At 70.9% G+C, this 9,328-nt stretch carries 9 protein-coding genes; 3 read left to right on the top strand and 6 right to left on the bottom strand.

All coding sequences use genetic code 11. The annotated features are described in order from the left end of the window. On the bottom strand, positions 1-250 hold a 250-nt coding region (locus IH13_RS0120900; protein ID WP_031086669.1), incomplete at its 3' end, for a rodlin. A 270-nt stretch (positions 251-520) separates the two neighbouring features. Here IH13_RS0120900 and IH13_RS45800 point away from each other — a divergent pair. Further along, positions 521-1,243 (top strand): chaplin, encoded by a 723-nt coding sequence (locus IH13_RS45800; RefSeq protein ID WP_031086667.1) that lies wholly within the window; start codon positions 521-523, stop codon positions 1,241-1,243. A gap of 65 nt (positions 1,244-1,308) precedes the next feature. Here IH13_RS45800 and IH13_RS0120890 read toward each other — a convergent pair whose 3' ends face one another. From IH13_RS0120890 to IH13_RS0120870, 5 genes are all read right to left on the bottom strand, one after another. Next, on the bottom strand, positions 1,309-2,244 hold the full coding sequence (locus tag IH13_RS0120890; protein WP_031086665.1) for a dihydrodipicolinate synthase family protein: 936 nt from the start codon (positions 2,242-2,244) through the stop codon (positions 1,309-1,311). After that, positions 2,241-3,248 (bottom strand): oligopeptide/dipeptide ABC transporter ATP-binding protein, encoded by a 1,008-nt coding sequence (locus IH13_RS0120885; RefSeq protein WP_031086663.1) that lies wholly within the window; start codon positions 3,246-3,248, stop codon positions 2,241-2,243. Before IH13_RS0120885 ends, IH13_RS0120890 begins: the two co-directional genes overlap by 4 nt. Further along, the gene (locus tag IH13_RS0120880; protein ID WP_031086661.1) at positions 3,245-5,218 is read right to left on the bottom strand and encodes a dipeptide/oligopeptide/nickel ABC transporter permease/ATP-binding protein; all 1,974 of its coding nucleotides are present in this window, start codon (positions 5,216-5,218) and stop codon (positions 3,245-3,247) included. Before IH13_RS0120880 ends, IH13_RS0120885 begins: the two co-directional genes overlap by 4 nt. Position 5,219: 1 nt before the next feature. Then, positions 5,220-6,170: an ABC transporter permease gene (locus IH13_RS0120875; RefSeq protein ID WP_031086659.1), complete on the bottom strand. Its 951-nt coding sequence runs from the start codon at positions 6,168-6,170 to the stop codon at positions 5,220-5,222. Between the two features lie 73 nt (positions 6,171-6,243). Further along, on the bottom strand, positions 6,244-7,839 hold the full coding sequence (locus IH13_RS0120870; protein WP_031086657.1) for an ABC transporter substrate-binding protein: 1,596 nt from the start codon (positions 7,837-7,839) through the stop codon (positions 6,244-6,246). A 169-nt stretch (positions 7,840-8,008) separates the two neighbouring features. Here IH13_RS0120870 and IH13_RS0120865 point away from each other — a divergent pair, with 169 nt between their 5' ends. Together IH13_RS0120865 and IH13_RS0120860 are read left to right on the top strand one after the other, a co-directional pair. Continuing rightward, the gene (locus IH13_RS0120865) at positions 8,009-8,740 is read left to right on the top strand and encodes a FadR/GntR family transcriptional regulator (protein WP_031086656.1); all 732 of its coding nucleotides are present in this window, start codon (positions 8,009-8,011) and stop codon (positions 8,738-8,740) included. A gap of 194 nt (positions 8,741-8,934) precedes the next feature. Beyond that, positions 8,935-9,328: acetylxylan esterase (locus tag IH13_RS0120860; RefSeq protein ID WP_031086655.1), on the top strand; the 394-nt coding region annotated here is incomplete at its 3' end.

Below are 9,328 nucleotides of genomic sequence, written 5' to 3'. Positions count from 1 at the left end.
CGAGGCCGACGAGCGAACCGAGGTTGGCCTTGAGGGGCAGCCCGACGCAGGGCTTGTTCAGCGAGCCCTGCACGAGGCTGAGCTGGGGGCTCATGTCGCCCTTGGTCGCGGAGTTGCCGAACGCCGACTCGGCACCGTTGCCGTTGACGACGGTGGTGCCCGTGTCGTCACCGATGGCCATGGCGCTCGTCGCCGAGAGACCGAGGACGGAGGCGGCGACTGCGCCCGTAGCCAGAACCTTCTTGATCACGATTAACCCTTCTCGTACCGAGTGCCCCGTGGCGGAGCGTACTGATCAACTCGCCGGACGCCGTTTGGTTCCCCCCGTTCACCCGAATGCCGCAATCGGGCCTCGCGCACGAACAGGCGTACGTGACCCTTTCGAGTGATTACAGAATTTCCACCGTTCTCCAAGTTTCCCCCGCAACCGTCGCGTCGTTAGGGAGTCGTCCGCGTATATGGAATGGCTACGTTCCATCCGGGTCACCGCCCGCGCGAATTTCCCGAAGAAGGGCAAGTAATGCGACAGGTTCTGAACAAAAGCATGATCGTCATGGCGGCGGCGTCGGGCATCCTGACCGCCGCCGGGGGTTATGCGCACGCCGACGCCTCGGCCGACGGCGCCGCCGTGGGCTCGCCCGGTGTCGGTTCGGGCAACACCGTGCAGGTGCCGGTGCACGTCCCGGTCAACCTGTGCGGGAACACCGTCGACGTGATCGCCCTGCTGAACCCCGCCTTCGGCAACGCCTGCGCGAACGTCGGCTCGGACGACGACGGGCACGACGGCGGCTCCGCCTCCGGCGCCCACGCCGAGGCCGTGGCCGCCGACTCCCCGGGCGTGCTCTCGGGCAACGTCGTCCAGGCGCCGGTGGACGTCCCGGTCAACGTCTGCGGCAACAGCATCGACGTCGTCGGTCTGCTGAACCCCGCCTTCGGCAACAACTGCGCCAACGACAGCGGCCCCGCCCACCACCACCCGCCGGTCCAGCCGCCGGTCGAGGAGCCGCCCGCCGAGGAGCCGCCGACGGTCGTGCCGCCGACCGAGGAGCCCCCCGCGGAGGAGCCGCCCGCCGAGGCGCCCCCGGTGAAGCAGCCGCCGGCCGAGACCCCCGGGCCCAACACCCCTGACACCCAGCTCGCCGAGACGGGCGCCGACGGCGTCGGCCTGGCCGCCGGCACGAGCGCCGCGCTCCTCCTGGGCGGTGCGGTGCTGATGCGCCGCACCCGCGCCACGCGCGGCTGACACGCGTACACGCACGAGGCGCCCGGCGGTGTGAGCTCACACTGCCGGGCGCCTCGTGCGTGTCCTCACACGCGGGAGAGCCCCGCGCGGTCCAGGTACGCGGCGATCTTCACCGTCTCCGCCGCGTCCAGGCGGCGCATCGGCGGGCTCATGACGTTGGTCGCGATGACGCCGCGCAGCATCAGGGCGGTCTTGAACGCGCCCAGACCCGCCGCCGTCGCCGAGGCGGTGCCGGGCGCCGCGGCGGTGACGATGTCGAACAGCCCGACGAGCCGGTCCTGTTCGGCCCTGGCGGCGGCCCAGTCACCGCGCGTCGCGGCCTCGTGCAGCCGTACGTAGCCGTGCGGGTCCACGTTGCCCAGACCGGGCACGGAGCCGTCGGCGCCGCTCAGCATCATCGCGTCGACCACGAGCTCGTGGCCGGTCAGCACGGAGAACCCGGGCAGGTCCCGTGCCCCGATGGCCAGCCGGCGGAAGGAACCGTCGTCCCCGCTGGAGTCCTTGACTCCCGCGAGCACCCCTTCCGCCGCGAGCGGCAGCAGGAGTTCCGGGTCCAGCTTGCTGTGCACGCAGACCGGCACGTCGTACGCGAGGAGCGGCAGGTCCACGGCCGCGGCGATGTCCCGGAAGTGGCGGTCGATCTCGGTGACGTGGGTGCGCGTGTAGAAGGGCGCGGTGGCCACGACCGCGTCGGCGCCGAGGGCGGCCGCGGCGCGGGCACGCTCGACGGCCCGGTTGGTGGTGGTCTCGATGGCCCCGACGAGGACGGGCACCTGGCCCGCCGACGCGGCGGTGATCACCTTGATGACCTCGTCCTGCTGACCGGGGGTCAGGTAGGCCGTCTCGCCGGAGCTGCCGAGGGCGAAGAGGCCGCTGACCCCGCCGTCGAGGAGGTGGCCGACGACCCGCTCCAGGGAGACCCGGTCGAGTTCACCGTCCGCGGTGAGCGGGGTGACGACGGGCGGGATCACTCCGGAGTAGGAGGGGGCGGGGGCGGTCATGCGGTGCTCCTTGCGGGCGGTACGGGGGTCCGGTCCCCGGCGGGGGACCCGGAGGTCTGGGGGTGGACGCAGTGCCAGCGGTGCTCGTCGGCCCCGATGGTCTGGGCCGGGAAGGCGGTGGAGCACTCCGCGTCGGCCTTCCAGCAGCGCGTGCTGAACGGGCAGCCGGGCGGCGGGTTGGTGGCGGAGGGCACCGGACCGGTGAGCACGATGCGCTGGGTCGCCTCCAGCAGGCTCGGCGTCGCGGAGAGCAGCGCCTCGGTGTAGGGGTGGCTGGGGGCGCCCGCGACGTCGGCGGCCCGGCCCTCCTCGACGATGCGGCCGAGGTAGAGGACGGCGATGCGGTCGGCGAGGTAGCGGACGGTCTGGATGTCGTGCGAGATGAAGACCATGCCGAGACCGAGGCGTTCGCGCAGGTCGACGAGGAGGTTGAGCACCTGGGCGCGGACGGAGACGTCGAGCGCGGAGGTCGGTTCGTCGGCGACGATCAGTTCCGGTTCGAGGGCCAGGGCGCGGGCGATGGCGACGCGCTGGCGCTGACCGCCGGAGAGCTGTCCGGGCAGGGCGGCGAGGGTGTGGCCGGGCAGCCCGACCAGGTCGAGCAGTTCCTCGACGCGGGCCTCGCGGCTCTCCGTGGTACCGCGCCGGTGCACGTCCAGCGGGTCGCGCAGGATCTGGCGGACGGTGAGGCGCGGGTTGAGCGCGGTGGAGGGGTCCTGGAAGACGACGCCGACGGCCGAGCCGAAGTCCTTGCGCCGTTCGGCACCCGTCATCTCCCACAGGTCGCGGCCGTGGAAGAGGACCTCGCCCTCGGTGGGCTTCTGGAGGCCCGTCAGCACCCGGGCGAGGGTGGACTTGCCGCAGCCGGACTCGCCGACCAGGCCCACGATCTCGCCGCGCTTGACCTCCAGGGTGGCGTCGGTGAGCGCGTGGACGGCGTCGCGGCTGAAGAGGCCTCCGCTGCGTGCCTTGTGGCGTACGTGAACGCCGTCGAGCCTGATCACAGGGCGCTCCCTTCCAGCTTCTTCGCGGCGGCGGCCCCGGCCGGGTGGTGACAGGCGAAGCCGTGGTCCTTCGAGGTGCCGCGCACGGTGAGTACGGGGGTCGTGGTGCGGCAGAGGTCGGTGGCGGCGTTGCAGCGGCCCGCGAAGCGACAGCCCTGCCCGAAGCCCTGGGGCGCGGGGACGACGCCGCGGATCTGGTGGAGCCGCTCCGCGCCGGCCTCCAGGGAGACCACCGAGCCGAGGAGTCCGCGGCTGTAGTGGTGGGTGGGGTCGGTGAGGACGGAGCGGGTGTCACCGATCTCGGCGAGCCGTCCCGCGTACATGACGGCGACCCGGTGCGAGAGGTCGCCGACCAGGGCGAGGTCGTGCGAGACGAGCACCATGGCGAAGCCGAGCTCGTCGCGGAGCTTGATGAGGAGTTCGACGACCTGGGCCTGGACGGTGACGTCGAGGGCGGTGGTCGGTTCGTCCGCGATCAGCAGGCGGGGGCTGCGGGAGAGGGCCATCGCGATGAGGACGCGCTGGCGCTGGCCGCCGGAGAGCTCGTGCGGGTAGCTGCGCAGCGTGCGTTCGGGCGAGAGGCCGACGAGTTCGAGGAGCTCGGCGGGGGTCTTCGTGCCGCCGCGCGAGGTCAGCTGCTTGAGCTGGGTGCCGACGAGCACGGAGGGGTTGAGGGAGGAGAGCGCGTCCTGGTAGACCATCGCGATCTCCGGGCCCATCAGGGCGCGGCGTTCCTTGGGCGGGAGCTTCAGCAGGTCGCGGCCGCGGTAGAGGATCTCGCCGCTGACCTCGGCGTTGCGGGCGAGGAGGCCCATCACGGCGAGGCTGGTGATGGACTTGCCGCAGCCGGACTCGCCGACCAGGCCGAGGGTCTCGCCCTCGTGGACGGTGAAGTTCAGCTTGTCGACGACGGGGATGTCGCCGTAGCGGTCCGGGAAGCGGATCGCCAGGTCGCGGACGACGAGCAGTTCGTCGGCGTCCTCGCGCACCGGGGTGATGGTGGGCTCGGTGGCGTCGATGTGCCGGGCGAGCTTGGCGAGGGCGGCGTCGATGTCGGCGGTGGCGGCGGCCTCGACCGGGTCCGGGGCCGTGGCGGCGGGCTCGGTGGCGGCGCGGGCGCTCTTGGGCGCGGCGGAGGCGTCGGTGAGGCCTTCGGAGAGGATGTTGAGCGCGAGGACGGTGATCAGGAGGGCGAGGCCGGGGAAGAAGGTGGCCCACCAGCCGCCGGCAAGGAGGATCTGCCGGCCGTAGGCGAGGACGCTGCCCCAGCTGGGGTCGGGGTCCTGCACGCCCGCTCCGATGAAGGAGAGGCTGGCCTCGAAGATGATGGCCTCGGCGACCATGACGGTCGCGAACACCATGACCGGCGCCATGCAGTTGACGGCGACGTGGCGGAGCACGATGTATGCGCGCCGGGCGCCGATGACCTTCTCCGCGGCGACGTAGTCCTCTCCGTACTGGGCGAGGACGTTGGCGCGGACGACGCGCGCGAGGGAGGGGGTGTAGACGAAGGCGATGGTGAAGATGATGACCGGGATGCTGGTGCCGAAGACGGCGACCAGGACGGCCGCGAGCGCGATCGGCGGGAACGACATGACGACGTCGAGGGTCCGCATGACGGACTCGTCGCCGAGCTTGCGCGAGGTCGCGGCCAGCGACCCGAGGACGGAGCCGGCGACCAGGGAGACGGCGGTCGCGCCGAGGCCGATGATCAGCGAGTAGCGCGATCCGTGGATCACGCGGGCGAAGACGTCGCGTCCGGCCCGGTCGGTGCCGAACCAGTGGTCGCCGCTGGGGGCCTGTACGGGGGTTCCGGTGGTCAGCGGGTCCTGGGTGAGCAGGGGGGCGAGTACGGCGCCGAGGATGACGACGACCAGCACGCCGAGGGCGACGCGGGAGGTGACCGGGAGGGCGCGGAAGGCGATGCCCGGTCGGGAGAGCTTCTTGGCCAGACGGCCCGTGGCGAACATGTCACACCGTCCTGATGCGCGGGTTGACCAGCAGGTAGAGCAGGTCGACGATGACGTTGACCACCAGGAAGGCGATGGCGATGGTCAGTACGGTGCCCTGGACCAGGGCGACGTCGCCGCCGGTGACACCTTCGAGGATGAGCTTGCCCATGCCGGGCAGGTCGAAGATCGCCTCGATGACGACGGCGCCGCTGAGCAGGTATCCGACCTTGACGCCGAGCACGGTGAGCGGGGTGACGAGCGCGTTGCGCAGCACCGAGCGGATCACCAGGAAGACCGGCAGGCCGTTGCCCTGGGCGGTACGGACGTAGTCGCGGTCGAGTTCGGCGACCATCGAGGTGCGCACGAGGCGGGCGAGCGACGCCGCGACGGGCACCGCGAGCGAGATGGCGGGCAGGGCCATGGTGGTGAGCCAGCCGCTGAACGAGTCGGCGGGGTTGGTGTATCCGCCGGTCGGGAAGATCCGGGTGTTGAGCGCGAACTGCTGGATGAGCAGGACCCCGAGCCAGAAGGACGGGATGGCGACCCCGGCCATGGACAGGACCCGGAAGAGCTGGTCGGGCCAGCGGTCGCGGTACATGGCGCCCAGGACGCCGCCGACGACGGCGAGGACGATCGCGATGACCAGGCCGAGGATCGTCAGCTGGAGCGTGAGCGGGAAGGCCGCGGTGATGCGGTCGATCACGGGCTGGCTCGGCGGGACGGTCATCCCGAGGTCGAAGTGGAGCAGTTGGCCGAGGAAGTCGAAGTAGCGTACGGGCAGCGGGTCGTTGAGCCCGTTGGCCTCGGCGAAGGCCTCTCTGGCCTCGGGTGAAGCGCCCTCTCCGAGCGCGTTGAGGGCCGGGTCGGCCGGCGAGAACTGCAGCACCACGAAGACCAGCAGTGCGATGCCGAGGATCATCACCGGCATCATCGCGACGCGGCGCAGCGCGAGCCGGAGAAAAGCAACCATCGTCGGGTTCCTTGCGATTGGGCGGACAGCGGGTCCGGGCCGCCGGGGAGGCGGCGGCCCGGACCGGTGGGCGTCAGGCGCGGCCGACGTCCACGAAGGACAGGCCCGTGGTGGGCAGCGGCTTGAAGCCGGTGAGGGCCTTGTCGTTCCACGCGGTGGGCAGCTTGCGGTGGAGGATCGGGTAGAGCGGGACCTCGTCGGCGAGCAGGTCGGTGACCTCACCCCACAGCTGCTTGCGGGTGGCCTCGTCGGCGGACTGTGCCGCCTTGTCGAGGAGTTGCCTGGTCTTCTTGTACTCGGCGCTCTTGCTCCAGTTGTAGCGGGTCTCGGGCCAGAGGCCGTAGTAGAACCAGCGCAGCAGGAGGTCGACGTCGTTGCCGAAGACGGACGGGTCGCCGGGGGCCACCAGGACCTCGTACGCGCCCTTGTCGACCTTGGCGTACTGTGCCGCCGACTGGGCGATGTCGAGGGTCGCCTCGATGCCCGCCTCCGCCCAGCTCTCCTTGAGCAGGGGGGCGATGTCCTTGACCCAGCCGGTGTCGGTGGTCAGGACGGTGAACTTGAGGTCCTTCACGCCGGCTTCGGCGAGCAGCTTCTTCGCCTTGGCCACGTCGTGGGTGTAGACGGTGGCGGCCTTGTGGTACTCGGGGTGGGTGGCGGGGACGTATCCCGTGGCGGCCGACGCGTTCCCGACCATCGCGGTCTTGATGATCTTCTCGGTGTCCAGCGCGTAGTGCAGGGCCTGGCGGACCCGCTTGTCGGCGAACCGCTTGTCGGCGGTGTTGCACATCAGGAAGAGCAGGCCGAAGGACTGCACGGACTCGGTCTTCGCCGTGGCGGAGAGTCCGGCGACGTCGATGTAGGGCACGTCCTCGATGGCCTGGACGCGGCCGGACTGCATGGCGCTGACCCGGGCCGACTGGTCCGCGATCAGCCGCCAGATCATCTTCTCGGCCTTGGCGGGGTGGGCACCGTTGTACTTGTCGTACTTCTCGAAGACGATCTTGTCCTCGCGGGTGGCCGAGATGAACTTGTAGGGGCCCGAGCCGACGGGCTTGGCGTCGAATCCCTTGACGTCGGCCTCGACGATCTTCTTGGGCACGATGCGGGCGACGGCGATGCGGGAGGGGAAGAGCGCGAAGGCGTACTTGAGCTTGAACTCGACCGTCTTGGTGTCGACGGCGGTGATCGTGTCGATGAAGGGCACGAACTGCGCCATCAGCGAGGAGTTCTTCGGGTCCAGGATGCGTTCGAAGCTGAAGACCACGTCCTCGGCGGTGACCGGGGAGCCGTCGTGGAAGGTCGCGCCGTCCCGGAGGGTGGCGCGGTAGGTGGTGGCGTTGATCTTCTTCGGCATCTCGGTGGCGAGCGCGGGCGCGGCCACGAGTGTTGCCGGATCGAGATCCACGAGGCCCTCGAAGATGTGCATATTGGCTGCGTACGGCGTGGCGCCCGAGGTGATCATCGGGTCGAATCCGGTCGAGAGGGGGTACGAGAGACCGGCCTCGATGGTGCCGTTGCCGTCACCCTTGCCCGCCGCGCCGTCGGCGGTCGAGGAGGGTCCACCGCACGCGGAAAGGCTTGCCGTGATGGCGGCGGCCGCGCCGATGACGCCGGTGTAACGCAGGAAGGTGCGGCGCTCGACGCCGGCTGGCCTCAGCTCGGGCACGGGTCCTCCAAGGGACGTGAGGGTGGGGGATGGATGTGGAAAGGGCTGTTCTGACGGCCATCGGGGGACCGGTGAACCGTCGAGCATCAGACGTCAGATGTCTGATGCCTTGATAGCGTGGGAACGTAGCTTGACAATCGAGAGGGGTCAAGAGGTGGGGAGTTCAGATATGTCCGGCACACGACCCGGTCGCACCCTTTTGCGGCAGGAAGTCGTGGAGGGCATCAAGCGCTACATCCTCGACGAGCGGCTGCGCCCCGGGGACCCGCTGCCGACGGAGCCGGCCCTCTGCGAGGCCCTCGGCGCCAGCCGTTCGAGCGTGCGGGAGGCCGTCAAGATCCTGGACGCCCTGGACATCGTCGAGGTGCGCCACGGCCATGGGACGTACGTGGGCCGGCTGAGCCTGTCCGCGCTGGTGGAGAGCCTCACGTTCCGCGGCCTGCTCTCCCCCGACGACGACTTCCAGGTGATGGCCGACCTCGTCGACGTGCGCGAGCTGTTCGAGCGGGGCATGGCCGACCGGATCGTCTCCTCGCTGAGCGCGGAGCAGCTCGACACCCTGGAGGGGCTGGTCGAGACCATGCGCGCCACCGGCGTGGGCGACGGGGACGGCTTCGTCGCGGCGGACCGGGCCTTCCACGCGCTGCTCGTGGCCCCCCTCGGCAACGAGCTGATCGGCCAGCTGTCGATGGCCTTCTGGGACGTGTACACGATCGTCGCGCCGCACCTGGAAGGCTTCACCCACGCCGACGAGACGGAGACGATCACCGCCCACCAGAACATCGTGGACTCGGCCCGGGCCGGGGACATCACCGCGTTCCTCAAGGCCCTCGGCGAGCACTACGCACCGGTCAGGCGGCGGATCGCCGAGGCCAGGGCGCGCGGGGCGGACCAGGCCTGACCCGGGGCGCCCCCGTCCCGCCCCCTCCCCGGGGCGGGAGCTCATCCCCGGGCGGGATCCCGTCCCCGGGGCGGGAGCCCTCTCCCCCGCCCCACCCTTGACGCCCGGCCGTAAAGCTCCCTAGGGTCCCGTTGCCACCAGGACATCTGACGTCTTCTGTCCTGTCGCTTCCCGTGCCCCAGGAGGACACAGCCATGCCGTCGGCCGATCTCCCGCTCGCGGACTGCCTCACCTACCGGCCCGAACTCCCGCTGCCCGACGGCTTCGACGACTTCTGGTCCGCCACGCTCGCCGAGGCGCCCCACGACGGAACGCCGGACAAGCCCCGGTTCAAGGAGGTCGACTGCGGGCTGACACAGGTGCGTACGTACGACGTGAGCGTCCCTGGGTACGGCGGCCGGCCGGTACGCGGCTGGCTGCGGATGCCCGCCGGGGCCACCGGCCCGCTCGGCTGCGTCGTGGAGTTCCTCGGCTACGGGCGCGGCCGGGGGCTGGCGCACGAGCAACTGACGTGGGCCTGCGCCGGATACGCGCACCTGGTCATGGACACCCGGGGGCAGGGCTGGTCGTCGGCGGGCGGTGTCACCG

This window comes from Streptomyces sp. NRRL WC-3549, from assembly GCF_000721935.1.
Lineage (GTDB): Bacteria > Actinomycetota > Actinomycetes > Streptomycetales > Streptomycetaceae > Streptomyces.
The sequence above is the reverse complement of the archived record's forward strand: the minus strand, read 5'-3'. Positions and strand labels throughout refer to the sequence as shown.